This window comes from Pedobacter namyangjuensis, assembly GCF_003313325.1.
Classification (GTDB): Bacteria; Bacteroidota; Bacteroidia; order Sphingobacteriales; family Sphingobacteriaceae; genus Pedobacter; species Pedobacter namyangjuensis.
The window spans coordinates 1-1,010 of the sequence record NZ_QMHQ01000027.1 but is presented as its reverse complement, the minus strand read 5'-3'; the positions used below and the strand labels follow the sequence as shown (position 1 = coordinate 1,010).

Sequence of the window (1,010 nt, the reverse complement as noted above, 5' to 3'; positions counted from 1 at the left end):
TGAGGAAAAATGCGCTTACATTGAAAAATTGGCTAAACAGGTTACTGTAATTTCGGAAGTAGGCTCCAAAGATGCCACCAAGATTTTCGCTCCCTACAAGTGGATTCAGCTAATGAAAGCAGAGATTGAGGCGGGTTCTTGGAAAGTAATAGCCGAGGCTAGAGAAGGTGGAAACGTTGGGATATACCGTGGCACAGGAGAGGTTAGGGAAGGTTTGGTTGACGAAATTTTAACTCAAATACCCGATGAGCGCATCATTTGGGAAGCACCTCAAAAAGAGCAACAAGTGTGGTTCATTAAATTAATAGGCACAAATGTTAACTTGGGCAATATTGCTCCGGCTGAGGTAATTCCGTTGGAAACCATACGCCTTGGTTTACGTGGCGATACTTTCGATTATTTCTTAAACAAATAACACAACATTTTTATTGAACATTTCTTCGTTGGCCAATTGGTTTGGTGAGCTAAAATGCTAGCGGCGATTGAAATGGCAACAAGGGCGATACTGATTTTATGAGAACTTTTGGTTTAATAGGATTTCCACTTTCTGCATCATTTTCAAAGCAGTTTTTTGCTGATAAATTTGCGACCGAAGGGATTACTGATTGTAAGTATGAACTTCATCCCATTCCGCAAGCTAAGGAAATACTTGACCTAATTGAGGCAGATCCAAGGCTGTGTGGTTTAAATGTGACCATTCCGCACAAGGTTAGCGTAATGCCTTACCTCACTGAATTAGACGACGCGGCCGAGAAGATTGGTGCGGTTAACTGCATTGCTATTGACCAAACAGGCGAACAGCCAAAGTTGAGGGGCTACAATACAGATGTTTACGGTTTTGAAGAATCCCTGAAGCCATTGCTAAAGCCGCATCATCAAAAAGCATTGATATTTGGTGATGGTGGAGCGGCTCAAGCGGTTAAATATGTCTTTAATCAGCTTGGTATTCCTTTTATCTCGGTAGTAAGAAATGCCCAGCCTAATGCTGTGCTGTACTCTAGCGTAACCAA

Annotated in this window: 2 protein-coding genes; both read left to right on the top strand. The window is 42.1% G+C overall.

Annotated features, from left to right (window positions below):
* Positions 1-415, top strand: a 415-nt coding sequence (locus DUT69_RS19100; RefSeq protein ID WP_205314310.1) for a phosphosulfolactate synthase, incomplete at its 5' end; no start/stop codon positions are given.
* Positions 416-513: 98 nt separating this feature from the next.
* Positions 514-1,010, top strand: a 497-nt coding sequence (locus DUT69_RS19095; RefSeq protein WP_113654864.1) for a shikimate dehydrogenase family protein, incomplete at its 3' end; no start/stop codon positions are given.